The organism is Psychromonas arctica (genome assembly GCF_038155225.1).
In the GTDB taxonomy this organism is placed as follows: domain Bacteria; phylum Pseudomonadota; class Gammaproteobacteria; order Enterobacterales; family Psychromonadaceae; genus Psychromonas; species Psychromonas arctica_B.
Genome location: NZ_JBAKBA010000036.1, coordinates 1 through 26127, shown reverse-complemented (window position 1 = coordinate 26127; position 26127 = coordinate 1). Strand labels below are relative to the sequence as shown.

General features: G+C 37.3%; 23 protein-coding genes and 1 pseudogene. 19 read left to right on the top strand and 5 right to left on the bottom strand.

Annotation, left to right across the window (positions count from 1 at the left end):
• Nucleotides 1-43: 43 nt before the first annotated feature.
• On the top strand, nt 44-1771 hold the full coding sequence (locus tag V6255_RS13920) for an ABC transporter transmembrane domain-containing protein (protein ID WP_425355932.1): 1728 nt from the start codon (nt 44-46) through the stop codon (nt 1769-1771).
• A gap of 155 nt (nt 1772-1926) precedes the next feature.
• On the opposite strand, the gene V6255_RS13915 is transcribed toward V6255_RS13920, so the two are convergent.
• Nucleotides 1927-2088 carry a hypothetical protein gene (locus tag V6255_RS13915; protein WP_341628698.1) on the bottom strand — a complete coding sequence of 54 codons (162 nt, stop codon included), beginning with the start codon at nt 2086-2088 and terminating at the stop codon, nt 1927-1929.
• Nucleotides 2089-2486: 398 nt separating this feature from the next.
• Between V6255_RS13915 and V6255_RS13910 the strand changes: the two genes are divergently transcribed.
• Nucleotides 2487-3266: a DUF2971 domain-containing protein gene (locus V6255_RS13910; protein ID WP_341628697.1), complete on the top strand. Its 780-nt coding sequence runs from the start codon at nt 2487-2489 to the stop codon at nt 3264-3266.
• Between the two features lie 411 nt (nt 3267-3677).
• Here V6255_RS13910 and V6255_RS13905 read toward each other — a convergent pair whose 3' ends face one another.
• Nucleotides 3678-4508 carry a transglutaminase family protein gene (locus V6255_RS13905; protein ID WP_341628696.1) on the bottom strand — a complete coding sequence of 277 codons (831 nt, stop codon included), beginning with the start codon at nt 4506-4508 and terminating at the stop codon, nt 3678-3680.
• A gap of 673 nt (nt 4509-5181) precedes the next feature.
• Here V6255_RS13905 and V6255_RS13900 point away from each other — a divergent pair.
• From V6255_RS13900 to V6255_RS13880, 5 genes are all read left to right on the top strand, one after another.
• The gene (locus V6255_RS13900; protein ID WP_341628695.1) at nt 5182-6324 is read left to right on the top strand and encodes a cytochrome P450; all 1143 of its coding nucleotides are present in this window, start codon (nt 5182-5184) and stop codon (nt 6322-6324) included.
• Nucleotides 6325-6553: 229 nt separating this feature from the next.
• Nucleotides 6554-6874, top strand: a complete 321-nt coding sequence (locus tag V6255_RS13895) for a hypothetical protein (protein ID WP_341628694.1) — start codon at nt 6554-6556, stop codon at nt 6872-6874.
• 156 nt (nt 6875-7030) lie between these two features.
• The gene (locus tag V6255_RS13890) at nt 7031-7408 is read left to right on the top strand and encodes a DUF2237 family protein (protein ID WP_025562485.1); all 378 of its coding nucleotides are present in this window, start codon (nt 7031-7033) and stop codon (nt 7406-7408) included.
• Between the two features lie 514 nt (nt 7409-7922).
• Nucleotides 7923-9293, top strand: a complete 1371-nt coding sequence (gene guaD, locus V6255_RS13885; protein ID WP_341628693.1) for a guanine deaminase — start codon at nt 7923-7925, stop codon at nt 9291-9293.
• Between the two features lie 35 nt (nt 9294-9328).
• Nucleotides 9329-10684, top strand: a complete 1356-nt coding sequence (locus V6255_RS13880) for a uracil-xanthine permease family protein (RefSeq protein ID WP_341628692.1) — start codon at nt 9329-9331, stop codon at nt 10682-10684.
• A gap of 105 nt (nt 10685-10789) precedes the next feature.
• Here the strand turns inward: V6255_RS13880 and V6255_RS13875 are convergent, their stop codons facing one another.
• Together V6255_RS13875 and V6255_RS13870 are read right to left on the bottom strand one after the other, a co-directional pair.
• Nucleotides 10790-11419, bottom strand: a complete 630-nt coding sequence (locus V6255_RS13875) for an SGNH/GDSL hydrolase family protein (RefSeq protein WP_341628691.1) — start codon at nt 11417-11419, stop codon at nt 10790-10792.
• 573 nt (nt 11420-11992) lie between these two features.
• Nucleotides 11993-13927 carry a sigma 54-interacting transcriptional regulator gene (locus tag V6255_RS13870; RefSeq protein WP_341628690.1) on the bottom strand — a complete coding sequence of 645 codons (1935 nt, stop codon included), beginning with the start codon at nt 13925-13927 and terminating at the stop codon, nt 11993-11995.
• A gap of 460 nt (nt 13928-14387) precedes the next feature.
• Here V6255_RS13870 and V6255_RS13865 point away from each other — a divergent pair, with 460 nt between their 5' ends.
• The 10 genes from V6255_RS13865 (at nt 14388) to V6255_RS13820 (ending at nt 22852) form a co-directional block, all read left to right on the top strand.
• Nucleotides 14388-14870, top strand: a complete 483-nt coding sequence (locus tag V6255_RS13865) for an MSMEG_0572/Sll0783 family nitrogen starvation response protein (protein WP_341628689.1) — start codon at nt 14388-14390, stop codon at nt 14868-14870.
• A 64-nt stretch (nt 14871-14934) separates the two neighbouring features.
• The gene (locus V6255_RS13860) at nt 14935-15936 is read left to right on the top strand and encodes a Nit6803 family nitrilase (protein WP_341628688.1); all 1002 of its coding nucleotides are present in this window, start codon (nt 14935-14937) and stop codon (nt 15934-15936) included.
• A 2-nt stretch (nt 15937-15938) separates the two neighbouring features.
• Nucleotides 15939-17027, top strand: a complete 1089-nt coding sequence (locus V6255_RS13855; protein WP_341628687.1) for an MSMEG_0568 family radical SAM protein — start codon at nt 15939-15941, stop codon at nt 17025-17027.
• 10 nt (nt 17028-17037) lie between these two features.
• Entirely contained in the window at nt 17038-17577 is a 540-nt protein-coding gene (locus V6255_RS13850; RefSeq protein WP_025565772.1) for an MSMEG_0567/Sll0786 family nitrogen starvation N-acetyltransferase, read from the top strand.
• Complete coding sequence (locus tag V6255_RS13845) at nt 17574-18605, top strand: sll0787 family AIR synthase-like protein (protein WP_341628686.1); 1032 nt, start codon at nt 17574-17576, stop codon at nt 18603-18605. The genes V6255_RS13850 and V6255_RS13845 overlap by 4 nt, the downstream gene beginning before the upstream one ends.
• Before the next feature lie 10 nt (nt 18606-18615).
• Nucleotides 18616-18903 carry an MSMEG_0570 family nitrogen starvation response protein gene (locus tag V6255_RS13840; RefSeq protein WP_341628685.1) on the top strand — a complete coding sequence of 96 codons (288 nt, stop codon included), beginning with the start codon at nt 18616-18618 and terminating at the stop codon, nt 18901-18903.
• Between the two features lie 14 nt (nt 18904-18917).
• Entirely contained in the window at nt 18918-20183 is a 1266-nt protein-coding gene (locus tag V6255_RS13835) for an MSMEG_0569 family flavin-dependent oxidoreductase (RefSeq protein WP_341628684.1), read from the top strand.
• Between the two features lie 256 nt (nt 20184-20439).
• On the top strand, nt 20440-20922 hold the full coding sequence (locus tag V6255_RS13830) for a nuclear transport factor 2 family protein (RefSeq protein WP_341628683.1): 483 nt from the start codon (nt 20440-20442) through the stop codon (nt 20920-20922).
• Nucleotides 20923-21569: 647 nt separating this feature from the next.
• A complete protein-coding gene (locus V6255_RS13825) occupies nt 21570-21896 on the top strand; it encodes a hypothetical protein (protein WP_025565766.1) in 327 nt (108 codons plus the stop codon).
• A 602-nt stretch (nt 21897-22498) separates the two neighbouring features.
• On the top strand, nt 22499-22852 hold the full coding sequence (locus tag V6255_RS13820; protein WP_341628682.1) for a hypothetical protein: 354 nt from the start codon (nt 22499-22501) through the stop codon (nt 22850-22852).
• A 314-nt stretch (nt 22853-23166) separates the two neighbouring features.
• On the opposite strand, the pseudogene V6255_RS13815 reads toward V6255_RS13820, so the two are convergent.
• Nucleotides 23167-24159, bottom strand: a pseudogene (locus V6255_RS13815) (integron integrase).
• Between the two features lie 681 nt (nt 24160-24840).
• Here V6255_RS13815 and V6255_RS13805 point away from each other — a divergent pair.
• Nucleotides 24841-25479, top strand: a complete 639-nt coding sequence (locus V6255_RS13805; protein WP_341628680.1) for a hypothetical protein — start codon at nt 24841-24843, stop codon at nt 25477-25479.
• Between the two features lie 102 nt (nt 25480-25581).
• Nucleotides 25582-25881, top strand: a complete 300-nt coding sequence (locus V6255_RS13800) for a hypothetical protein (protein WP_341628679.1) — start codon at nt 25582-25584, stop codon at nt 25879-25881.
• Nucleotides 25882-26127: the final 246 nt, after the last annotated feature.

Genomic DNA, 26127 nt, shown 5'->3' with positions numbered 1-26127 from the left:
TAATCCAAAAGACAAGCTTAAAGCCTTCAATAGTTTATTACCTATATTCTCCTTTATAAAACCTTATAAATTAATGCTTTCCTTAGCTCTGCTGGCTTTATTAGTGACGGCTGCTATTAACTTGTCTTTGGGGCAAGCAGTTAAATCGGTTATCGACAATGGGTTTATTGCAGGCTCAGCGGAACAGTTACAAGCGACTATTTTAGGCTTGGTTTTTCTCGTCGGTTTATTGGCGGTAGGCACGTTTAGTCGCTTTTATTTAATGTCGTGGTTAGGTGAACGAGTGAGCGCCGATATTAGAAAAGCAGTATTTAATCGCATCGTCACTTTGCATCCAAGTTATTTTGAAGAAAACAGAAGTGGCGAACTCATGTCACGCTTAACCACTGACACTGCACTATTACAATCTATTATCGGTTCTTCATTTTCAATGTCGTTACGCAGTTTGTTTCTATTGATTGGTGGGTTGGTCATGTTATTTGTCACCAACTTAAAATTGTCTTTAGTGGTTATTGTCGCCGTGCCTTTTATTTTAATACCGATGCTGATTTACGGTCGAAAAGTCAGAGCATTAGCTGAAACATCACAGGGAGCTATTGCCGATATTGGAACCTATGCTGGGGAAATTATTCAGAACATTAAAGTCGTACAAAGCTATACACATGAAGCCAGAGAGCAAGTCGCTTTTGGTGAAGAAGTTGAGAAAGCTTTTGTGGTGGCAAAACGCAGAGTCAAACAACGTTCGTTTTTGATTGCTATTGTCATCTTCCTCACCTTTGCGGCCATTAGTAGTATGTTGTGGATTGGTGGAATGGATGTTCTCTCAGGTAAAATGACCGGTGGTGAATTAGGTGCCTTTGTTTTTTACGCCATTATAGTGGCGACGTCGGTGGCCACCATCGCAGAAGTTTATGGTGAACTTCAACGAGCAGCCGGTTCAGCAACGCGCTTACTCGACTTACTAAAAGTAGAAAGCGATATAAAACAACCTAATCAACCGAGTGTGATGAAAGCACAATCATCATCAGCAATTACTTTTGAACAGGTCAACTTTTCTTACCCGTCTCGACCAGATATTCCTGCACTACAGGGTATTAATTTAATGATCCCAACGGGAAAAACCGTCGCGTTAGTGGGGCCTTCTGGCGCAGGGAAAACAACACTCTTTGAATTGTTACAACGATTTTATGATCCGCAGCAAGGTCACATAAAGTTTAATGACATTGATATTATCCAACTGGCATTAACTGATTTACGGGATGCCATGGGCATGGTGCCACAACAGCCGATCTTATTTAGCTCAGACGTTTGGCACAACATACGTTACGGCAACCCACAGGCGACCGATGCACAAGTCATAGAAGCCGCAAAACGTGCTCATGCCGATGAATTTATTAATGAGTTACCACGAGGTTACGCGAGTTTCTTAGGTGAGCAGGGCGTGCGTTTATCAGGCGGACAAAAACAACGCATTGCCATTGCAAGAGCGATTTTAAAAGACCCAAATGTTTTATTATTAGATGAAGCCACCAGCGCGTTAGATGCTCAAAGTGAACACCATGTGCAATCTGCATTGAATGAGTTAATGCAAGATAGAACCACCTTGATTATTGCGCATCGCTTATCCACCGTGATCGATGCAGACTTAATTGTGGTCATGGACAAAGGTAGGATCGTTGACACAGGTGATCATCATTCGTTATTAACCAGCTCACCATTATATAAAAAGTTATGCGACCTACAGTTTGATAAAAGTAATTCGAATAAATAACGGAGTTGACGAAAACTTTAACGAAAGCGTTAAATGAGAAAGTGAGGCGAGCTTATTTATAAGGACTATTTATAAAGACTATTTATAAGCACTATTTATAAGCACTATTTACAGGCGCTACTCGCAATCATCACTAAGGTTATCTGCTTTGCTCTCTACTTTTTATTATCAATAGAAGTGTCAGATGCTTGCTCTCCGCGAAGTGCTTTTTGCGCTCGTTCATCAAGTGGGATACAGCAACGTTTATTTTCAGGGGTTAAGCCCATTTCATCTAACCAATCGCAGTAGGTTTTCCACGCTTTTTTTATTATGTTCATAAAACCTCGATTTCTCTTAATAAGCTAATTATTAGTTGTACATATAGTACAGCGTAATTGCATTCAAAAAACGAATAAATGGTGATTATATGCTGTGGAACATATTAGGTTCGTTTGTTGTGGCAGAATTATGTTGACCGCTAGTTTGTAAGTTCTAACTGGTAATGGGGCACATAGCGAGGTAGAGGTTTTTCTTCAGTAATCTATTGCTACTAACTCGTTTCTGCTTAATAAAGGCAAGATGTGACCCTATTGGTATTTCTGTAATCAATTAGTTAATAAAAACAAAAGAATCTATTTAATATCAAGTAAATGTAAGCTACTGTTATTTTTTTAAATAAACTAGCTTAAAATGAGAAATTATATGGCTACGTTATGCAACTCAGAGCAGGGGCTACATGGAAAGCTTTTACAAATATTGTCCTGTTAGTTCCCATGAGAATTTGGAACAAGAGTATTCATTGACTAACTTGTTTGAGCATCAGGCATCTTTCTCGCGCAGAAAGAACTTTAATGACCTGTTTGACTCTGAGGTTCATATTCTCCACCCTTCAAGAGATCGAGTTCGTAGAACTTACCAAAAGCTATCTGGTGAATCAAAGCGCACTTTTAAAAAGTTGTATATGGGTGAAAGTTCAAAGTACAATTTTGATCTCTTAGTTAAGAGCATAGAAGATGTTCTAGACTGTTATCTATTTTATTGCGTTACTGAAAATCCTGTTAACAACTTGATGTGGTCTCATTATGCGAATTCGCATAATGGTTTTTGTATTGAGTGGGATGCTGGTGCAATGTCTCCTGACAAGGTCACGTATCAAGAAAAATTGCCAACGCTTGATCTATTGGAGTTCATTGAGTCAACAATCGGATTACGCACCAAAGATGAAATAGCATCACAAGCTTGGGTTGCATTGAAGGTAAAACTCCAAGAATGGAAATATGAATCAGAGTATCGAATTAACTTAAGTAAACGAGCTCACGAATTGATCGTTAAAGATTTAGGTAAATTTGCTTTGGTTAAATTTCAACCTGAGTGGATAAAATCAATCATTTTTGGCTGCCGTATGCCTCAGAAAACCAGAGATTATATTCGCGGGAATATGCCTGAAAATACTGCTTATCAAGAAGTGGTTATATCCCCAAACGGTAATTGCTTGGTATTAAAAAGAATGGTATAAAAACGTATCAAGTCTGTCACAAACTACTTAAAAATAATGGGGCGCCATAAATTTTGACGACTGATATTTTCAGTTTTTATCTTTTAGTAATGTATTTTTATCTGTTAAAAGGTAATTGTGATGACACTGTCTCGCCAATCACAAGTGTTGCTTCAGATACACCTTATTACCACTGTATTTCACGTTGTGTTTGTCGTGCTTATTTGAACTAATTAAAGCTCGATATCCATAAAAATAGAAGATCTGGACATATATGGTCAAGTTTATTTACTTATTTGGTGGTTTAAATTATTAGCCGTCCAAATCTATTAAATTAAGTGATTAACTAATGTCGTTACCATTTTGATAAATAACGAAATAGTATTAAGTTAAACGTTTATAGATTTTTGATTTTGCCATAAACCTAATAGCCTAAGCCGTTGAAACGGGAGAACCGTTATTATAGGGGAAATCGGAATCTGCAGATGTAGCTTCTACTTTAATAAACTGCATTTTCGCCTGACCGACAATATTAGCAAATGACGTGGTTGCGGCATCAAGTCCAATGCCTATCCTGACTAGTCCACTTAAAGGGGCCATTTGAGTGGCGTCAAAAAGATACCAGCGATCTCCTAAATAGGCTTCGAAAAATCCATGGAAATCAGGTGGCTCTAAACCAACGGCATAACCCGAAACATAACGGGCAGGAATACCTAAAGCTCGACATAGAGCGATACTCACATGTGCAAAATCACGACACACACCTGCTCGTTGAATAAGTACATCACAAGCGCTTGAAGATGCATCGGTACTACCCGCAACATAATCAATATGTTTATTTACCCAGTTGCAAATTTCGACGACTCGGGAGTAGCCACTTGGTAATTGTCCAAATTCTTTCCAAGCAAGGCGCCCGAGACGGTCAGACTCACAATATCGGCTTGGGTTTAAAAAAGGGAGGACAGAGGTTGGTAAGCTTTTATGCTCAACTTCATTTATATACTTATCCTGTTCAATATCAGGAGATAATTGTACCGTGGCGCTATATTGGATACTTAATTCACAGGGTTCTACTTTTAGGCGAAGACCACGAGAACCAAAGTCGTTAAGTTGAAACCATTCACTGTCAATCGTTGGTGATATAGTCAGGTTTTCTTCTATTGTTTGTTGATGCACCGTATTAGCCGCTGCAATATTAAAAACAAAACTTGATGTAGCATCGACCGTATAAATAAGCTCTGATAAGATTTTTACATAATACATAATAAATAACCTTTAATGGCTGATAATAACGAAATGAAGAAAAAGACTGGTAAAACTTCCTTTATAATTAAATTTTGCCTTATTGGTTCTCCTATATTCTACAAAATAATGAGCACCCAATGCTTCACTCTATCAAATTAAATGCATTGTCGATATCAATGAATTAAGCACACAGAACTCTATAAATGTTGACTCGCTAAGTATTGATAAGTAGCGGACAACCATCTATTTGAATGGTTAAACTATCTTTTAAAAATGCTTATTCCTGCATTTAGGAGGTGATTTTTATGGTTCAATCTCGCGAATTACAAGTGTCATTATCTGATACACCTTATCGAATAAGTACTGGATAAACTCTAAAGACAAAAGACGAAATGCGACCCCATTGGTATTGTTCTCGCTCTATTCTTCCCAAAAGTACGCAAAAATACAACGTTGATTATGATCAATAAAAGACCGATTAGTTATGTATAACAAAGAATACAAAGCCCTTTTTCTATTCAAAAGTGTTTTAATTACTAGCCTGTTTATCAGCTAAATCAATAGGTTTACTCTTCGCCATTTTCTGAAAAGTGACGAGATAAATAGGATGTGTATTCATGACTATATGAATAATGACGTCATATTTACCTATCTCGATTCCCTTAAGTTATATTTTCTCATAGGAAGTGTTATGACTGAAAAATTGCCAATCGGCTTATCTTTCGCAGACAAAGATGTTCGAGCTTTTACCGATGAATTAAGAACCAAACATGCCATTGTCAAAAATACGAGCGGTGAATGGATCTTATTAAAACACCACAATGTCATGGCCGCAGCGTTGGATCATGAACGCTTTTCAAGTCATGTTTCTCGTTACTTACAAATTCCGAATGGTTTAGATGGTGAAGAACATACTCAATACCGAGAAGTGCTCGATCGTTATCTAACACGTGAAGCACTGACGCCCTTTATTCCTGTATTTAAACGTGTCGCTAGCGAGTTGATTGCACAAGTACCCAAAGGCAAAGTGATTGATGCCGTTAATGATATTGGTGCTGTATTCGCGGTTCGTGCTCAATGCCAATGGTTAGGTTGGCCTGCAGAATTAGAGCCACGTTTATTAGCGTGGATGAAAGAAAACCATGCGGCAACACGTTCAGGTAAACATGAATGGACAGCTAAAGTCGCTGAAGAGTTTGATGATATTGTACGTGAAATTATCCAATCTCGTCGTATTGAACAAAATGGAACTGCTGACGACATTACTGCCCAACTTTGTCGAGAAACAGTGAATGGAGAGTTATTAACGGATCAAAAAATTGTTTCTATATTACGTAATTGGACTGGCGGGGATCTTGGCTCTATCGCTTTATGTGTTGGTGTTATTATGACACATATCGCCGAACACCCTGAGTTGATTGCCACAATAAAAACATCTTCAAATGAACAGGTAGAAGCAATTGTTAATGAAATATTACGCATTGATAACCCTTTTGTTTCTAACCGAAGAGTTACAAAATGCCCTGTACATATTTGTGGGCAGGATATTCCAGCGGGTGCAAAAATACAATTGAATTGGACGTCAGCAAATCGTGACCAAGCGGTGTTTGATAACAATCAATTTGATCCCATTAAAAACGCGGATAAAAACCTAGTTTACGGAATAGGTAAACATGCTTGCCCTGGGCAATTATTAGCTTCTTTGGAGTTAAGGATCGCATTACAAACTCTGCTTTCATCAGTCAACAGCATTAGCTTTGTCGATGGGCAACCACCTGAACGAGAAGTCGCACCTGTCGGTGGATACCATCGAGTCCCTGTGATCTTAAGTTAATGGTTCTGTTCATATCGTGGGGTTGAATATCTTTCGCACAGCATAATGTTCTCGACAATAGAGTCATTCTACCGCCTCGTTATTTGTCATGCATGTACGTGTATTTATCCACTTTTGGGCGTAGCGTTCTATTCCCATATTGAAAGCAAATGTAGGCGCTATAAAAGCGTTCTATATTTATTCGATCTATATTTATTCGTTCCATACTTATTAATGTTGAGAGGTAAACATGAGATTTAGTCATAAAGATAAAAAGGATAGTCGCGTTGCTAAGCAATCAACCTACGCCTTCGATTATCCGTCAAAGTTAGATCAAGCTCCTAAAGAGCAAGGTGCTTTTGTTTTGTTAAATGAAAGTAGTGATGTAATGTATGTCGGGGTTGCATCGGCTAACTGTTTTGAGAAAACGCTGGCCGCCTTGATTGACACAATCGCCACTGATAAGGTGGTGGCATATCGTTGGTTTGTTACTGAGTGCGAAAATTCAGCGAAGTCACTGGCTCAGGATTGGATTAGTAAATATCAGCCTAATAATCAAAATATACGGTAGTGTAATAGCTAAAGCATATAAGCAATTTAAACGGTAACTGAAATGTAAATAAAGCAGTGGCTTTGCTTTCTATTTCTACACATTCAAACCCACGATGTTTGTCCGCTTAAGCGGGCGTAAGCTTTCTCACTGGTGATAAAATAAAGGTATTGTACGATGGAAATGGATGAATCGATAAATGTGTATGGTGAAGCGTTAGAAATGTGTTGTGATGATCCAATCACAGGATTTTACCGCGATGGAAAATGCAATACGAATAAAGATGATGTTGGTTCGCATACCGTCTGTATCAACGTAACAAAAGAGTTCTTAGAATATTCAAGGTTTAGAGGTAATGACTTATCGACTCCTATCCCTGAATATGGCTTTAAAGGTTTAAAGCCGGGCAACAGCTGGTGCTTATGTGCTGCGCGGTGGTTAGAAGCAGAAAAGGCTAATATGGCACCCAGAATTCATCTAACGAGAACCCACATTAAAGCGTTAGAAATTGTGCCAATGGAATTACTGAAAAAATACGCAATGGATCTAAATTAGAGTATTAAAAATAAGCTGAAAGTATTGGGATAAAAGTAGTAGACAGACATAAACTTTGAAGACTGATATTTTTAGTTCTACCTTTTAGTCATGTAGTTTTACATACTAAAAGGTAATTGTTATGACACCGCCTCGCCAATTTCAATATTCGTTATCAGATTCCCCTTATTACTATTGTATTTCTCGCGGTGTTCTCCGAACTTATTTTCACTGTGTAAAAATATGAATGTTTCCTTCATTTTTCCGATAAATAGCCTCAAGCTTCATTTTAAAAATAAATAAGTTATGATGTTTGTCATTAAATTCAGCGCTTTTTTATGCTGAATATTTTTATACTCAGGTTTTTTTATAGATAGAGCTAAGCGGTAATGTTATCTGCCTTTTGTCTTTCACGTGTATATAAGAATACACCATGCCATAGCTCAGTCATCGACCTTTGTTTAAAAGCGACACTGTCATGGTGCTAATTATCAGTAAATAAGATCTTAGACTTACAATATAATGAGAAATATTAATGGCTAACTATACACAGGTTTTTAAAGGAACAGCTTTTACAAGTAAGAGCTCAAAAGACATTCTTATTTTAAAAGAGTATCTTTTTTGTATTAATGAAGATGGCATGATTGACAAAGTACTTTCACCGAACGACGATGACTATCAAGAGATGCTCACAGCACATGAGGGAAAAGCTCATTTTCATCAACTAGCACCTGGACAATATTTTTTACCCGGCTTTGTTGATACTCATGTTCACGCCCCGCAATGGGCTCAGTCTGGAACTGCTTTAGATATTCCGCTTTATGATTGGCTAAATACCTACACCTTTCCCATTGAATCTAAATTTTCCGACTTAACATTCGCAAAAGAAGTCTATGACGATCTAGTGAGTACATTACTCGCAAATGGCACAACAACTTCCCTTTATTTTGCTACTGTCCACAAAGAAGCTAGCTTATTACTTGCTGAAATCTGTGCAGAAAAAGGGCAGCGAGGATTAGTTGGAAAAGTTGTTATGGATGATCCTGAACAAAATCCACCATTTTACCGAGATGCCGATACTAAAACCGCCTTGGCAGAAACCGAAGAGTTTATTTTAGCTGTTAAAGCATTAGCAAAATCAACAAAACAAGGTGTTTATCCCGTTGTCACTCCGCGCTTTATTCCAAGTTGTACCGACGCGGCTTTGAAAGGGTTAGGTGAATTAGTGGCGAAATACGATACACATGTTCAGTCACATTGCAGCGAAAGTGATTGGGAGCATCATCATGTACAGGACAGGTTTCAAAAAAATGATGCGTTTGCGTTAAATGATTTTGGTTTATTAGGTGATAAATCTGTAATGGCACATTGCAATTTTTTAAACGATGACGATGCTCACTTGTTTGCTAAAACAGGCACAGCAATAGCTCATTGTCCTATTTCAAATGCTTATTTTGCCAACAGTGTTATTCCTATTTCACATCTACATGCAAAAGGTATCGATGTGGGATTAGGCTCGGATCTTTCTGGAGGATTTTCTCCTAGTCTTTTCGACAATGCTAGACAAGCGGTCATGTCATCGAGAATGTTAGAAGACGGCGTTAATCCTGCACTGTCTGCCGAACAGCGTGGATTGCCATCGTCACGTATTACCATTAATGAAGCTTTCTACTTTGCGACTGCTGGTGGCGGTGAAAGCTTAAGTTTGCCTATTGGTCGCCTAGAAGAAAATTATGCATGGGATATACAGATTATCGATTCAAGAGTCTCGTCTGCAAAGTTACCTATTTTTAATCCTGATGAAGATTTAAACGATGTGTTTCAAAAAATCATGTATCTAGCTCGACCTGAAAATATTCGAGAAGTATGGGTTCAAGGTGAAAAAGTTCACTCACGTAAGTTATAGCTTCCAAAATATATAATAAAAAAGGGTAAGATTAGATGAACAGTCGAACAGAAGTTCACGATAAACACGTCACTAAGACTCACAGGTTAACTGTTTCACCTGATGATAAAGTGTCATTGGGCCAGTCGGCTTTACTCGGCTTACAGCATGTTATGGCGATGGATGTTTATGTTGTTCCTTTTCTTATTGCTATGTTAATTAGCTTACAACCAGAACAGTCTTCAGCATTAATTCAATCCACTTTTATCGCCGCTGGGATCGCTACTATTATCCAAACTTATTTCTGTATGAAGTTGCCAATAGCGCAGGGGCCATCTTATGTTCCTATTGGAGCGATCATAGGGATATACGCAGCAAGTGGTGGCGGTGAATTAGGCTGGAGTGCTGTATTAGGTGCAAGTTTAGTGGGGGCCTTGTTAGTTATTCTTTTAGGTTTAACAGGTGTTTTCAATAAAATAGTCAACATGTTTATCCCTCCTATTGTTGGAGGAACTATTATTTTTATTGTTGGCCTGACATTAATGCCAATTGGATTAAGTAATAACATATTTAGTAATATTGGCGGCACACTTAATCAAAATGTTTTATTAGGTTTAATCACTGCTACCGTTCTGATAATTTGCGTTATGTTGGGATCTGCTTTTCATAATAATGGTCGTGTATTTCGCATCAGTTCCGTCATTATTGCGTTAGCTGTTGGGTGTTTTTCTGCTGAATTGATGGGGATTTTAGACTTGTCCGCAGTATCAAGTGCAGGGTGGTTCGGTTTCCCACAAATCCCTTTTACTGATTTTAGCTTTTCATTTAATATTTCTGCAATTATAACAATGGTCATTATTTATATTGTTTTGTTGGCTGAAACAACAGGGACATGGTTTGCAGTAAGCAATGCGATTGACCAACCTCTAACAAATAAGCAAATAAACCGTGGTGTTATTGGTGAAGGAATTGGTTGCTTCACTGCATCATTATTAGGTTCAACACCTGTTACGGGATATTCCACAAATGCAGGCATTATTGCCATCACAGGTATAGCAAGTCGTCGCGTGTTTATCGCTGCTGGTATTTGGTTTGTGTTATTCGGTTTTTCAGGAAAATTAGCCGCTCTTATTTCTTCCATACCCGGTGCTGTGATTGGTGGGATTTTTGTCATCGTTTGCGGTATTATTGCAATCAGTGGATTGAAGGTCATGAAGAATGAAACAATCGGTGAAAAAGAAATGTATGTTATTGCTATTCCAATGATATTAACGCTAGCATTAACGCTTATGCCTAAAGAACTATTATATTCTTTACCTTCTACAATACAGTATTTATTTAGCTCACCAATTGCTACAGCGGCAATCGCAGCAATTATTTTGAATAAAATATTACCTAACAGTATGTCATAAGTAATAAATTGCATGGAGTGAGGTTGAACATATAGAGCCATTCCTCGCTTTTTCGTTTCAACTAGTAGTAGTCAAGATCGCCCAGCCACTACTAGTCTAGGCTCATTAGTTTAATGGCAATATCGTAGGAATCAATTGGCTCAACTTATTGGCAAGTTTTATATGCTCTTCAGGAAGCCAATGTATTCCCTCTTTTTTACAAGGTTCTATAAACTTAGCTGCATCTAAAAAGTGACAACCTAATTCTTTCGAGCGTAACTCATAATAGTGAGCAAACTGTTCGGATTTAGCTTGAGCACCATCCCAGCCTTCTTTACCATTATCTAGTTCTAATACATGTGCTGGAGAAATTAAAAGCACTTCAGGCGCTTGGTTCATAAAGCCTGGATTGAAATTTTTAGCCAGCTCAACTAACTTTGCGGCGCCCTTGGATATATCGCTCGCGGTTACATTAAATCTGGATTTTAAATCGTTGGTACCCAACATAATGATCACCAAATCAGGGTGATGGCTTCCTAAACAGGGGAATAGGTAATCGAGACCTTTTTTACCCGCTTCAAATGGGTCTTCAAATACTGTGGTACGGCTATTCAATCCCTCTTCAATAATACGATATTCGTTAGGTAATTGAGATTGCAGCAACATAGTCCATCGTTCAGATTCGTTATAACGTCGTTCTAGAGAAGGAGAGTATCCCCAAGTGTTGGAGTCACCAAAGCATAGAATGGTTTTCATTGTTCAATATCCTTTAATAAAACTAATTAATTTATTTTAGAATATCCAATAACTTACAATAAAACAATCAAGATAAAATTAGGCAGATTAAAGTCTGAAGTGCATAACGACTAAGCAGCTATAGCTGCCATATGTTCAACCATTAATTTTGCGCAGGAAAAATGACTTAGTGTAAGGCGTAAATTGAGCCTTTCGAAGATTAACTTCGTTAATCGTCTATCGGAGAATTAACCAAAAGAGGTTAGTTCTTTAATGGCTGTTCTCTTTATGAAACTTACAACGAAGAATAAGTTATTTTAACAAGTAAAATAGATTAGTTAATGAGTGTGATTAGTATAGTTACTTATACCAAAAGAATTAAAATTTAACGAGGTTGGGAAGGTGATAGCATGTGAGTTGCTCATATTTGTCTACTTTATTCTATTTTCTGCTTGGAGATGTTTTCAGGTTGATAAAATGTCTTATGAAGTGCCTGACGGTTATGGATATCGTGTATGAATTTCACTTTCACGATATCAGTTTTATCGTGAAAAAATGGATAGCGGTGCTAGATAATTACATCCAACACACAGGCTAAAAGTGAGATGATTTTTTATGCGTATCTCTTGATAAACCAAGACGTTTAATGCGTGAAGCTAACGTTGTTGGTTTCATGCCTAATAGTTTAGCTGCTCCAGTATCACCAAAAACTTTCCAATGGCACTGTTCTAATGCCGCTAGCATGTTGTTTTCAACGATTTCCTGAATTTGCATATCTGAAATTATCGATCTATTTTGTTGGGTATAATCTTCAAATATGTCAGGGGTAGCATTATTACCATTAGGTAAATTTAACTCTGCTACACCGTTAACGGCTGTTATTACTGCTCTTTCTATAACATTTTGTAACTCTCTAATATTACCTGGCCATAAATATTCTTCGATTTGTTTTAAAGATGATTTCTTTAATTTAACTAATGTTGCTCCATATTTTTGAGATTCACGTTGTAAAAAGTGCATTGCTAATAATGCAATATCACCTGCTCGTTCACGAAGAGCTGGCGAGTGAATAGGAAAAACATTCAATCGGAAAAATAAATCTTCTCTGAAGTTATTTTTAAGTGACTCTTGTTTTAAATCACGATTAGTAGCTGCAATTATTCTTACGTCAACCATACGAGTACAGTCTTCGCCTACTCGTTCAAATTGTCCTTCTTGTATTACTCTTAGTAATTTACTTTGTAAGTTAAGTGGTATTTCACCCACTTCATCTAAAAATATAGTACCGCCATTAGCTAATTCAAAACGGCCTATTCGGTCACGAACTGCGCCAGTATAAGCTCCTTTTATATGACCAAAAAACTCACTCTCAAATAATTCGTGTGGAATAGCTGCACAATTAACACGTATTAAAGATTTTTCTTTACGGTTACTGGCTTCATGTATTGCCATTGCGATTAATTCTTTACCGGTGCCAGACTCACCAGTAACCAACACATTCGCATCGGTTTTTGCAACAAGATCAATTTGCTGCATTACATGCTTAATAGATGAGCTTTCACCTACAATGCCATAAAAATTCTTTTCGATTAAAAACTCTTGCTGCAAATAAGCATTTTCATCTTCTAATCGTGCTTTTAATTCATTTAATTCGTCTAGGGTGTCTTTTAAATATTGTTCTGTTTTTAAGCGTTCGCTAATATCTCGAAAAACAACCACTGCGCCAATAATTTTACCGTCTGAAATAATAGGCGTGCTGGTAAATTCAACAGGAAAAGGGGGGCCATCATGCTTCCAAAATAACTCTTGTTTTCCTTCATAGATAACGCCATCTCGAACGGCTGCATAGATAGGGCAGTCTTCAACATGATAATGGCTGCCATCATCATGTGTATGATGGTGAATATAATGAACATTTTGACCTAGTACTTCTTCACTTGTACGGCCCAATAATTTTTTAGCTGCGGGGTTCATAAAGGTACACAAGCCTTCGGTATCAACACAATAAAGTCCGTCACCTACTGATGACAACATTAATGCGTTATCTAGCTTATGTTGATGGTACATATTTTCTAAATGTTTAAGTTCTAATAAGCTACTACTAGAAATACGGTTTATTTCTTTGTTTTCATACTTTAGCTTTTCAAGCTTACTGTCTTTCAGGCTTAAAATAATTAACTCACGCTGATTAATAACCGTTCTAGCAGCTTGTAACTCTACTGAAATATAGCCGTCTTTAGAATTTTTACACTGTATCTTCGAACTTGATGCACGACCATAAATTAATACCTCTTCAGTAAAAACAATCAACTCACCTAGGTCTTTATCATGTATTTTTGAAATGGGCATCATCAGAAGTTTTTGCCGTGGATAACCTAATAAAGCTGATGCAGCTACATTACAATCAATGTATTTATTTTCGATAGGATCTAAAAGCATCAATGCTTCAGGGCAATGTTCAAAAGCCGCATTTCGCATCCAATAAGCCAACTTGCTCCAGTTGTCGTTCGAATCTAATTGATGTTCCATAAAGATAACCTTACCGAAGAAATAGTTTTAATATTTTTAACATTAATGAGCAGGTCATCATGCTTAAATGCATCTAATGTTACTCATTATCGTAATTATTTCAACTTTCCATTCAGTTTCATAAAAATACCACCAACCAAACCCCCTTATATAAAAGGCTTTTATGCTTCGCTTATATTTAATCGATTTTTTACACGGTACTTAAAATTACAATACTCACATCATTATATTCAAACATCACTTTATATTACTCAAATTCGTGATTAAGCACTAATTTACGTAACAACTACGATATTGAGTAATTTCTGCTTTTGGTGAAATGAATGAAAAATATTGTTAGTTGTTGATATATAAAGGTAATTTTTTTATTTTTATTTTGGCACAGTTTTCGCTATAGCTGAGTCAGTGAACTAACAATTTTGTAGTCACGTGATACACAATAACTTTAGAGGATTTAAACATGCCAAAAGTCGATAAAGAGCAGCATAAAACGGGTGATTTTCTCGTAGATTACGAAGAAAAGGTCTTTGAAGATGTACAAGCTGAACCAGGTGCAAAAGCGTTAATTACATTTCATACCGTTGCATTTGAAGGCTCAATTGGTTTAGTGAATTTATTACAAGCTAAGCGTTTACAACGCAAAGGGTTTGAAACAAAAATTTTGTTATACGGACCAGGTGTACTTTTAGGCGTGCAACGTGGATTTCCAACATTAGGTTCAGAAGCTTTCCCTGGTAATTTGGCATACAACACTCAAATTCAACAATTCATGGATGAAGGTGGTGAGGTTTACGCATGTCGCTTTGCGCTTCAAGCATTATATGGCCAAACAGAAAAAGCATTAATGGAAGGTATACGCCCAATTAATCCTTTAGACGTAATGGACTTACAACTATTAATGGCAAAAGAAAATGCATTTGTTGTTCATACCTGGACAAGTTAAGCAGTATCTCTACTTAGCTAAGCTCTGATTAATATTAATAAAATAAGATAATAAGGCACAAACGATGACAAAAATAATTGCCGCTGCGGTTCAATGTAGTCCAGTACTTTACTCATGTGCAGGTACTGTCAATAAGATATGCGATTGGATTCACAAGCTTGGTAAAGATGGCGTTGAGTTTGTTGTTTTTGCAGAAACATTAGTGCCTTATTATCCTTATTTTTCATTTGTTCAACCTCCCTACCAAATGGGAAAACAACATCTTTTATTAATGCAAGAAAGTGTTGAAGTACCTTCAATTTATACACACCAAATTGCAGAGGCCGCCAAAGCCGCGAACATGGTTGTCTCGGTTGGTATTAATGAACGCGATAACCAAACACTTTATAACGCACAATTATTATTTGATGCTGACGGCACGCTTGTTCAGCATCGACGAAAAATTACGCCAACCTATCATGAACGCATGATTTGGGGACAAGGCGATGGCTCAGGTTTAGCCGCTGTCGATACCAAAGTAGGCCGTGTTGGATCACTGGCCTGTTGGGAGCATTACAACCCATTGGCACGTTACGCTTTAATGGCTGATCACGAACAAATTCATGTCAGCATGTTTCCCGGTTCATTAGTAGGGGAAATATTTGCTGAGCAAATCGAAGTCACCATTCGCCATCACGCACTAGAAAGTGGGTGTTTTGTAGTAAATGCCACTAGCTGGTTAAGCCCAGAACAACAGCAGCAAATAATAGATGATACGGGTTGCCCTATCGAAGCCATTAGCGGCGGAAGTTTCACCGCAATTGTGTCGCCAGAAGGTCGTTTACTAGGCGAAACTTTACGAAGTGATTCAGGTGAAGGTGCTTGTGTTGCTGAATTAGATTTAAGCTTAATCAGTAAACGTAAACGCATGATGGATTCTGTTGGGCATTACAGTCGTCCAGAACTATTAAGTTTACTGATTGATAAAACACCCACTGCACATATGCACGACATGAGTAAATTGTCAGGTATCCAACAAGAGAAAAAACCGACTGACTCACCAATCATTACTGCTGAGGAATTGTAATTATGGGGCTGAATAAGCAACAACTTACCGACCTTCAAACGCTTGGTATACGTTGGTTTGATATGGATGAATATGACCTAAATCGCAAAGGTGGTGCAGGACCAACCGATCACAAGGCATTTAATTTTGCAGAGCAAACTACCATGGTGCCGATTTTTAATGATCAAGTTAAAAAATCAAATTATTCAGCAACCTATAGTGAAAACAAAGACCACGTTTTAATTTATGAAAATGACACGTTAGTGGATAAAGCCACCATACCTGCGCAACCTAATTTTTATAAATTGAAAACAAAAGAGGGCATACCTTACTCAAAAATAGCCACCTTACACAGCAAAAATGTATTAGCGACAACCGTTTTTCAAAAGTGTGTACGTTACGGCAACAGAGAAACCTCGTGTCAGTTTTGTGCCATTGAAGAATCATTAAAAAGTGGCGCAACTATCGCGCATAAAAAGCCTGAACAATTAGTTGAAGTAGTCAAAGCCGCGATTGAACTCGACGGTATTACGCAAATGATAATGACCACCGGTACTCCTAATTTAAAAGATCGTGGCGCAAAAATGTTACTGGAAAGTGCGACAGCCGTTAAAGCTGCGGTTGATATTCCTTTACAGGTGCAATGTGAGCCACCTGAAGATGATTTTTGGTTTCAAGCGCTAAAAGACGTAGGCGTTGACGCCATTGGTATGCACCTAGAAGCCGTTAGCCAACGAGTACGTGAAGCCATTATGCCCGGCAAAGCGAGTGTGCCAATGTCACGTTACATATCCGCTTATAAAGCGGCTGTGAAAGTGTTTGGTCGAGGCAATGTAAGCACTTATATACTGGCAGGGCTTGGCGATACAGAAGAAGAAATCATTTCAGTAAGCACCCTGTTAATCGACTTAGGCGTTTATCCGTTTGTTGTGCCATTTACGCCTGCTGCAGGCACGCCGTTAGAAAATCATCCCATGCCTGATCCTGAAATGCTGAAACGTATTTTTTCTACCTTAGGCCCAATTTTGAAAGACAAAATGATGACCTCTGATTCATTAAAAGCTGGCTGTGCTAAATGTGGTGCATGCTCATCAATGAAAAGTTACGAATAGGAGTAATACCATGGCTAAAGCTAAATTTGCGGTAATTAACGATGTATTTCCAAGTTTTCGTTCGCAACATATTCAAGTAAAGGTCGCGACTTCTCCATGGGAAAAGCAGGAATATTTTCAATTACGTAATAAAACATTTACCCAAGAACAAACAATATTGACGGGAAAAGAGAAAGATACAAAAGACTTTGAAGCTATTCCTATTATTGCGTTAGCGTCTAATTGGTCAATTGGTGAAGAAATCGCAGGCGCGGTGCGTATTTATAAAATCTCTGACGCCGACAACACATGGTATGGCGGTCGACTTTGCGTTGCGCGTACTTATCGCGGTTATCAAAATATTGGCAAAGCGCTTATTAACGAAGCGGTATCTCGTGCTAAAGATCTTGGTTGTCAAACGTTTCTAGCAACGGTGCAGCCTCAAAATGAAAAGTATTTTAAATCCGTACACTGGAAAACACTCGGTTCAATAGAGGTAGCGGGCAAACCTCATGTGCACATGGAAGCTAACTTAGACATGTATCCCTTTATGACGAGGGATCTGCAATGAATCATTGTCAGACTATTTATAAAGCAAATATTGAACCTGAAGGTGAGCTTGAGTCACTATGCCGTAGCTTAAAAGCATTGCCTGAAATAGAAGCTAAAAGAGCAATAAAAATAGCGGCCTCACATGCTTATAAAGAAAGTAAACATGCTGAAAATATTGAACAACTTTATGCATTACCCGGCGATGATTGCGCGGCATTTAAAGCAGGAAGCGGCTATCAGCTATTAGCAATGGAAGGCATGCTGCCTGATTTTGTAAAAAAAGACCCAAGAGCTGCTGGATGGTCATCGGTAATGGCGAATGTAAGTGATATTGCCGCCATGGGGGGAAGACCAACCGCCATTGCCAATGCTTTTTGGCATAACGACATAGCGCAAAGTGAAACGTTAATTTTTCATATAAAGCGTGCGTGTACTACGTTCGGTGTTCAGTTCTCAGGCGGTCACAGCAGTATTAATGCATCAATGCATCCTAATTTAGCGGTCGCCATCACTGGTTATGCTGAAAAACTCTTATCGTGTTACCACATACAACCCGAAGACAAGCTTTTTATATTGTCAGACCTTACTGGAAGCTGGCATGGCAACTTACCTTATTGGGGCTGTGTACAAGGTAAAACAGACGAACAAATTCAAGAGCAGTGGGGCATTCCAGCAGACCTTGCTGAAAAAGACCTCGCTATTGCCGCGAAAGATATTAGTAACGGCGGCATTATGGGGACGCTAATCATGATGATAGAGCTAACCAAATGCGGCGTAAACATAAATATAGACACCATTCCCGCGCCAGAAAATCCACACGACATACGATGGCTTAGAGCCTTTCAAAGCTTTGGTTTTTTACTCGCCGTTCGCCCAGAAAAAGCAGCAGAATTAAATAAATACTTTGCTAACAGCCACCTTAGTTGTGTTGAAGTCGGTACGTTTAATCACAGCGGAAAAATACATATTCAAACCCAACATTCATCATCTGAATTTTGGGATATAAATCACGAACAGCTTACCTGTATGGGTAAAGCGCCTCTTTAAGGATCAACATATGCCAGCAGTAAACTTTACCGTAAATTGGCCTGACGGAGAAATAGTTAACTATTACTCCCCATCTACGGTTATTCACAATTACTTATCAGTAGATATTGAGTATGACCTTAGCAAATTTAAGCTCACTGTTGATCAAGCATTAGATGCTGCATCCGAGCGCGTTAAAAGTACGTATGGTTTTTATTGCTCTGCCGCAAGCGACGAAAAATCAAAAATCGAACGTAAATATAACCAACTCATTAATACACACAAAAACGGTAAAGTTTGCGTTACCGTTTTTAATTAAAAAATAGGCTAACAATGACACATTCAACCACAAACTCACTTTCGTCTAACTCAACGCATTATTCTGTTATTGTTGTCGGCTCAGGGCAGGCAGGTATGTCAATGAGTTACCATTTAAAACAAGACAACATCTCTCACTTAGTTATTGAAAAAAATGGTGAAATTGCATATAACTGGAAAAATGAACGTTGGGATGAATTTTGTTTAGTTACTCCCAATTGGCAGTGCCAACTACCAGGTCATCATTATCAAGGCGACGATCCAGATGGCTTTATGGTTAAAGACGAAATAATTAATTACTTACAATCTTATTTTGATTCATTTAAGCCACCAGTCGTGTTCAACAGCGTTGTTGATTCAATAACAAAAGTAGACGATATATTTCATGTAACAACAAACTGTAATGACATTAAAAAGCATTACACCGCTGATAAAGTCGTACTTGCCTGTGGTAGCTACCACCAAGCCTTTATTTTACCGTCAGCACAAAATATGCCTGAAAAAATAAAACATATTCATTCGCGTGATTATAAAAATGCAGAATCACTACCCGCTGGCGACATTATGGTAGTAGGTACAGGCCAAAGTGGCGCACAAATAGCTGAAGATATTCACCTACAAGGACGAAACGTTCACCTTTGTGTCGGTAATGCCCCGCGCGTAAACAGACGTTACCGCGGTAAAGACGTCGTGCAATGGCTTGAAGACATGGGCTACTACGACACCACCATTGATAAACATCCCGATGGTGAGAATGCACCACATTCAACAAACCATTATGTCACCGGTCGAGATGGTGGCCGCGATTTAAACCTACGCATATTTGCTGAACAAGGCATGAAACTTTATGGCCAATTAGGTGAAGTAAACAACGGTGTCGCAAACTTTTTAGACGACTTATCAAAACATTTAACGGACGCAGACAACTCAGCAAAACGTATTACCGACAAAATTGAAGAATACATTCAACACAACAACATTGAAGCGCCTGCAGACGATAATATTCATTCAAACTACCTGCCTGACACGCCATCAGCGCTTGATATGAACACAAGTGAAATAAGCACCGTTATTTGGGCGACAGGTTTTAGAATGAATTTCGATTGGGTTAAATTACCCGCTTTTAATGAACGAGGACTACCACTAGAAAAACGCGGTGTTAGCCCAGTAGAAGGATTGTACTTTTTAGGTTTAAATTGGATGAATACATGGGGTTCAGGGCGTTTTTTCCATGTAGGGAAAGACGCACACTTTATAAAAAATGAAATATTGAAAAGCTAAATGCCCTGAAATAATAGGGCGGTTTCAATTTTGAATTGCATAACGGCTAAGCATCTAAGAACTTAAGAACTTAAGAACTTAAGAACCTAAGCACCTAGAGCCACCATGTGTTTATATATTAACTTGCACACTTTTATTGCAGGAAGTGTGTATTTTTACATTCTTGCTGCAAAAATAGATTTGTCCGAATAATTAAATGCTTGGTATTCATCAGGGGATATCAGTCAATTTACAATGACTATCGAAGGAAGACTATATGAATACTACACTTGAAGAAACGAGATACCCGATACCTAACTTTACTGAAGAGGAAGCGATTGAGAAGGTACGTAAAGCTGAAAATGCATGGAATACCAAGGATCCAGAAGTGGTTGCAACAGCTTATACACTAAATAGTAAGTGGCGTAATCGACATGAATTTATAACGGGAAGGCAAGAAATTATTACTCTTTTAACCCAAAAATGGGAAAAAGAGCAACACTATAAATTAATTAAAGAATTATGGGCTGTAAAAAATAACAGAATTGCCGTTCGATTTGCATATGAATGGCAAGATAAATCAGGGCAATGGTTTAGATCGTATGGCAACGAGAATTGGCAATTTAATGAGAAAGGACTAATGGAAGAACGTTATGCCAGCATTAACGACCTTAAAATAGACGAGTCTAAACGAAAACTATTATGGAAAGATGGAATACGCCCTTTAGATTACCCAAGCTTATCGGATTTAGGCTTGTAAAGCCTATAAATTTCCATTTACTAGACGACTCTTAGTGACATAAATTAAGAGTCGATGTGATTCGTTAAGAACGATGCGCAACAATTAACTTAATTAATTGAGAGTGGTCAGAACAGCTGGTAGATTTTCAAAAATCTGTGTCATTTCAGTAGAATTAAGTAAGAATTGGTCATCTTATTTATCACATTTAAAGTTTCAACACTGTTAAATTAACAAGGCTAGTCCTCAACGATCTTTCTACTTATTAACACAGTATTATTGCGAATAAGTTAGTGTTGCGGAGTGAAAATATATCAGCTAACAACAAAGCCAATTAATAAATATAAAGCTTTGGCTAGTGAACAATTTAAATTATTTTCACCTTTTGAATATTGCAAAGCGTCCTCCCAAACAAGGCTTTGCTTTTTGAAACCGTTATCAAGTTGTTGTGGTTCGGGTATTTGGGGCATAAATACATAGCTTCTAAGTCGGAAAGGGGCACAAAGCGACATAGGGTTTATGTGTTATTTTGAAATATCTAATGTCAGCTGCTCCGACATAGCAGACATTAGAATTAATAATTTTTTGGTCTATTTACAGCGTTTCAGAAGATACAGGTTAACTCATCCTAATAGACAACTGAGCACTTTATGTCTAAGGAGGATGTTATGAATCTCGTCATTAATGAAATGGTTAGCTCTAGTGATAAGTTCCTAAAGGGTGACTATTCACTAATTAAAGGTAACCAAAGCGAAATCAAGTTCAAAATTAATGAGCTATTTCCTCACTTACATAATGGATTAAGCAGCGTAAAAGCAATAAAAGATCAAGTTGAAAAAGATCTCATTATATTAAATGCTACTATTGATAAAATTGAGAATGAAATTAGAACTGTATTTGAATCAGAAAAAACTATCGTAATAAAAGACTCCCATATCAGTTCGGATAAGGAAATGTTATCAAAAATCAGAGGCACGCTTGATAAGCTAAAGTAAGTGTATTGTATTAAGACCAATGTGGTATATGTAGCAGGTGAATAAACTGGGCACATAGCTAGAGTTTTTGTCATGAAAAAAAGTAAGTCAAATACCAAACCAAATATCGTACAGAAAATCTAACTTAAAACACAATGTGGCATAGATAATTTACGAAACACATTAGAGAAAATTCGGATATTTTTTAGCCGGGCATACCACCACAGATAGCTTGTGAATGATCAGATGCAATAACTGAAAATGGGGCAAAGCCGAGTTAGCTTTAACATGCGAAGTGAATATTAAAGCGTCTTTACTGAATTTTTTTTCATCATCATGGAAAGAAAAATAACGCTCGCTTTTGTCCGAAAGCAAAGCATAATTATGAACACAAATTTTTAGTTTTGTAAGCCGCTATGGTGCCGTTAGCGAGTTAGTTTTCTTAGTCTTGCCCCTTTGTTTCTGAATCAAAATTTACTCCCCCCATACGTGGTGGAGATGGTGTACATTCAACCTTTTTGCTGAATTTATGCAAAAGGCTTGTCTGTCACTCTTTTTTTTTGCCATCTGTGATGCTAACCTTTAGCCATAATTTAAAACAAGAGATAAGTGAAATACGAGCGATGGAAAATGTCAGTTTTATTAATATCGAAGACGATGGTATCGACTTGATTTTATCATTTGCAGTTTATGATTCAGATCCTGGTGACATAGAAAGTCTCATCCTTATGAGGACACCAAGTTATGAGAGTTTTCTAGAAGATTATGAGCGTGGTGTATCTGTTTCATTCAAAAACATTGAAGATAGCTTTCGTCTAAAAAGCGTGGCGCTAGGAGATGATATTGTTGAAATCTCTGATGAAGAAAATAAATATGTTCTTGATATGAGGCGTGTAGAAAAAGAAGAGATTAATGAGTTAGAAGGAATATTGAAGAAAATGAATTTTGATAATAACTTCTTCATCGGCCGTGTATAGAAAATCTGCTTTCTAAGTCGGAAAGGGGCACAAAGCGACATAGGGTTTATGTGTTATTTTGAAATATCTAATGTCAGCTGCTCCGACATAGCAGACATTAGAATTAATAATTTTTTGGTCTATTTACAGCGTTTCAGAAGATACAGATCTTCCTTATCCTGAGAGACAACTAAGCCACACAGGTGACCTTATTAATTTTTAGTTCTATCTTGGAAAGGGGCATAGCGAGTTAGTTATATTATTAAGTTTCTTATTTCTAAGGTTCTAATGCCTTTAAATAATATTGTTAACATAGCAATTACTCTCCACTTACTTTATTTTCTATCAATCATTAAATCTGATAGCGGACTTCTTACACAATTTGCACCCGCATGTAATACATGAGTGTAGATTTGTGTGGTACGGATATCTGTATGGCCTAATTGCTCTTGTACAGTTTGAATGTCTGCTCCCCTTTGTAATAAATGAGTTGCAAATGAATGGCGTAATGTATGAGGGGTAACTTGCTTACTAAAGTTCAATTTTTGTGCCGTCTTTTTTATTGTTTTTTGAATATTTGTTTCATGTATATGGTGACGTCTTAGGTTTTTAGTTCCTGGTTCAATCGATAGCAGGGACGAAGGAAATAGGTAATGCCACTTGAATTCTTTAGCCGCATTCGGGTATTTACCTGCTAATGCATAAGGTAAATAAACTCCTTTATAATCAGCCCGTTGTATATCTTCCTGATAATACAAATGAACTTTAGCTATTTGATCTTGTAAAACACCCTTAAGTTCAGGAGCAAGTGTTACTCTGCGATGTTTACCTCCTTTAGCATGCCAAATATTAATTGAGAGGTAATCAAAGTCAATATCTTGTATTCGTAATTTAACAGCCTCCATTAGCCTCAACCCACTCCCGTATAATAAATAACAAGGGAGTGAGATTGATACCGGAATCTCTGCTAGCAAAACCGAAACTTCTTCGGGTGTCAGCACAATCGGTAGTTTGGGTTGTGTATTCGTTTTTTAAACTTAAGCGTCAAAGTTAATGGTTTATCTAAAAAATCTCGATATAAATAAACTAATGCATTTAGGGCTAAGGCTTGACATTATCTTAGAATAAAAAGGTGGTGCGACTTTTTTTGTATTCGCGAGGTAAGAAAGGAAAGACTCTACTTCTTTATCATGGCAATCAAATGGGTGTTTTTTATTATTAAAGTAAATATAAGACTTTATCCAATATACATAAGCTTTAATTGTTTTTTCTGCATAAAACTTCATGCGCATATTTTCAGTAACTGCTGACAAAAATGGAGATTTCATATTTGCTCCTTACTTAATTCATATGTTCTTATATACAGTATAGGCGTTGTTCCGTATTTTTGTTGTTAATACGGACTTTTTCTATCTATCCACATGATTAAGGTTTTATTTTTGTTTTTAACACATTGTTTAATTAATATAATTTGTTACTCTTGTATCAAATTTAAATAAAATATACTGTTCTATCTATCCACGGAAAATGCGGATAAGTTCCGTATAATAAGCTGTTAGTTTCCGCTTTTGTAATTTTTGGTTATGTTGAGTGGTAATAAAAAGTAAGTTTTGTGGTTCTCTGCTTTGATCTTGTTTTGCTTAAATATTGCAAATCTGCAAGCAGAGTAACAGTTTGAAAAGGGGCTGTTTTACAATTTACCTTGTGCTAAATGCGCTTGGTTAATTCACCCCTAAATTGAAGTGAAATATATGAAATGTGCTGTTTAATGTTGGGCAATTTCATTGTGTTTTTAAACTGAAAATTCAATGAAATTGGTTTCAAGTTGAAAACCAAAATGTAAATTTTGTGTGCGGTTTCGGATAAAACCTTAACAGCACGCTGTAAACTAACAAGTTGCTCAACCGGACGCATAACGGCTGGTCATTGTTTTTGCAAAAGAAAAAAACGCAAAAACAACGCCCAACCTAGCGCCAGTTAGCAAGGCGTTAACTTTTAGATGGGAAAATATGTCAGATTTCAATAAATTACCATTTAGCACAAGACCTGATTTATCACCGTATTTGGTTCATTTGACAAAACGAACCGAAAACTCAGGTTCTAAACGAAACGCATTTAGTAATTTAATCGATATATTGATGGCAGGGGAGCTCATTGGTAGCGATCACACTGGTTATATAAAAGGTCCAAATACAGCTACATGTCTAATGGATATACCAATTTCAGCCCTAAAGCATGTACTAAATGAAGAAAATACTAATCCCGATAGACCTAGATATGAGCCTTATGGAATCGTACTTAAAAAGCCCGTTGCATATCAAAGTGGATGTAGGCCTGTAATGTACCTTTCTGATGATGAATTAATTGATTTAGCTATACCTGTAAATGAAATCTGGAGAGTTGTCAGGCTAGAGGTTAATGACGAGGGTTCAAAATGGATCAGTTGGATGCATGAAAGAGAATGGAGAGCCAGAGGGAATCTGACTCTTCCTTCTGAAGTAGTCGCTGTTTTGGTAAAAGATCTTGAGGACGTAAAGGAGTTTAACAAAATTCTTGATGAACGCTTTATGGAGTTTAAGAGTATACCTTTGAGCGTATTGCCATTAGAAGTTATTTGTGATGGTTTACCTTATCTAGCAAAAAGTTAACAAGTTGCTTAAACGGACACAAACAGCTGGCTGTGCTCGTACCTCGCTATTATAGCCAGCCATTTTAGCCGCTTAGCAAAGCGTTATTCAGCAAGGTAAATAGTGGATATATACTTAATTATTGCGTTTTTCACATCATCGATACTTGGGGGTGTTTGGATCATCACACTCGTGCAACTATTTATATTATCCGATGCACAAGACTTAAAAAAAATGAGTGGCTATAAAAATCAAGTTTATACTTTTTTCTCTGCTTTTTTTAATATTTTTGGTGTGAGAAGTTCACTTTCTACCTTTAAACCTATTAAAGCACAAATACATAAGATGAGATGGGTTTTGGTTATGTTTCTTCTAAGCTTTGGAGTAGCAATAATCGGCGTCATCAATATGCTTACTGCATAACAAGTCAGTAAACTAAGACAAATTTTAGCTACGTATTTTGTGTTGACGCTGCGCGTCAGTATTACACAAAATACTTCACAACAAATTCGCTTGTTACAGAGGCGTTAGCTTTTAATCATTTATCGAGAGTGAAATGGAAAATAATTTAGTAGATTGGTACATTAAAAACCAACCAATATATAAAAGACTATCTAGGGCGTGTTGATCTTTGGTGCTCAATAATTACTCTGCATGCATAGGGAGCCA

What these genes read in the sequence shown, in the direction of transcription:
- V6255_RS13865 (WP_341628689.1), top strand. Translation starts at nt 14,388, where the DNA reads ATGCCAAAAGTCGATAAAGAGCAGCATAAAACGGGTGATTTTCTCGTA.
- V6255_RS13895 (WP_341628694.1), top strand. Translation starts at nt 6,554, where the DNA reads ATGAGATTTAGTCATAAAGATAAAAAGGATAGTCGCGTTGCTAAGCAA.
- V6255_RS13825 (WP_025565766.1), top strand. Translation starts at nt 21,570, where the DNA reads ATGAATCTCGTCATTAATGAAATGGTTAGCTCTAGTGATAAGTTCCTA.
- V6255_RS13855 (WP_341628687.1), top strand. Translation starts at nt 15,939, where the DNA reads ATGGGGCTGAATAAGCAACAACTTACCGACCTTCAAACGCTTGGTATA.
- V6255_RS13900 (WP_341628695.1), top strand. Translation starts at nt 5,182, where the DNA reads ATGACTGAAAAATTGCCAATCGGCTTATCTTTCGCAGACAAAGATGTT.
- V6255_RS13890 (WP_025562485.1), top strand. Translation starts at nt 7,031, where the DNA reads ATGGAAATGGATGAATCGATAAATGTGTATGGTGAAGCGTTAGAAATG.
- V6255_RS13820 (WP_341628682.1), top strand. Translation starts at nt 22,499, where the DNA reads ATGGAAAATGTCAGTTTTATTAATATCGAAGACGATGGTATCGACTTG.
- V6255_RS13845 (WP_341628686.1), top strand. Translation starts at nt 17,574, where the DNA reads ATGAATCATTGTCAGACTATTTATAAAGCAAATATTGAACCTGAAGGT.
- V6255_RS13905 (WP_341628696.1), bottom strand. Translation starts at nt 4,508, where the DNA reads ATGTATTATGTAAAAATCTTATCAGAGCTTATTTATACGGTCGATGCT.
- V6255_RS13835 (WP_341628684.1), top strand. Translation starts at nt 18,918, where the DNA reads ATGACACATTCAACCACAAACTCACTTTCGTCTAACTCAACGCATTAT.
- guaD (WP_341628693.1), top strand. Translation starts at nt 7,923, where the DNA reads ATGGCTAACTATACACAGGTTTTTAAAGGAACAGCTTTTACAAGTAAG.
- V6255_RS13880 (WP_341628692.1), top strand. Translation starts at nt 9,329, where the DNA reads ATGAACAGTCGAACAGAAGTTCACGATAAACACGTCACTAAGACTCAC.
- V6255_RS13870 (WP_341628690.1), bottom strand. Translation starts at nt 13,927, where the DNA reads ATGGAACATCAATTAGATTCGAACGACAACTGGAGCAAGTTGGCTTAT.
- V6255_RS13840 (WP_341628685.1), top strand. Translation starts at nt 18,616, where the DNA reads ATGCCAGCAGTAAACTTTACCGTAAATTGGCCTGACGGAGAAATAGTT.
- V6255_RS13915 (WP_341628698.1), bottom strand. Translation starts at nt 2,088, where the DNA reads ATGAACATAATAAAAAAAGCGTGGAAAACCTACTGCGATTGGTTAGAT.
- V6255_RS13850 (WP_025565772.1), top strand. Translation starts at nt 17,038, where the DNA reads ATGGCTAAAGCTAAATTTGCGGTAATTAACGATGTATTTCCAAGTTTT.
- V6255_RS13830 (WP_341628683.1), top strand. Translation starts at nt 20,440, where the DNA reads ATGAATACTACACTTGAAGAAACGAGATACCCGATACCTAACTTTACT.
- V6255_RS13860 (WP_341628688.1), top strand. Translation starts at nt 14,935, where the DNA reads ATGACAAAAATAATTGCCGCTGCGGTTCAATGTAGTCCAGTACTTTAC.
- V6255_RS13875 (WP_341628691.1), bottom strand. Translation starts at nt 11,419, where the DNA reads ATGAAAACCATTCTATGCTTTGGTGACTCCAACACTTGGGGATACTCT.
- V6255_RS13805 (WP_341628680.1), top strand. Translation starts at nt 24,841, where the DNA reads ATGTCAGATTTCAATAAATTACCATTTAGCACAAGACCTGATTTATCA.
- V6255_RS13910 (WP_341628697.1), top strand. Translation starts at nt 2,487, where the DNA reads ATGGAAAGCTTTTACAAATATTGTCCTGTTAGTTCCCATGAGAATTTG.